Genomic DNA, 279 nt, shown 5'->3' on the forward strand with positions numbered 1-279 from the left:
CCTACAGCCCTCCAGCAACGGAGTTGATCGGCAGCAGCGCGACGTTCAACAGTTGGCAGCGCAATAAACTAATGATCGTTGTTGACGAAATCAAAATTGACGAACGCCGAGAACTAATCGAAATCATGAAACCTTGGATTGGCGACGATCGAATTCAAATCCAGTCCAAAGGCGAAAATCAAGAAATGGAAGACAACCCGGCGAACTATTGCTTCTTTAGCAATTATAAAGACGCAATCCCGCTTGTTAGTTCTGGACGACGTTATGCCATTTTCTATT

1 protein-coding gene is annotated in these 279 nt (G+C 44.8%); it reads left to right on the plus strand.

From position 1 onward, the window contains the following. Positions 1-279, plus strand: a 279-nt coding sequence (locus RMT89_RS42585) for a DUF5906 domain-containing protein (protein ID WP_315889125.1), incomplete at both ends; no start/stop codon positions are given.

Source organism: Streptomyces sp. P17, assembly GCF_032436805.1.
Classification (GTDB): domain Bacteria; phylum Actinomycetota; class Actinomycetes; order Streptomycetales; family Streptomycetaceae; genus Streptomyces.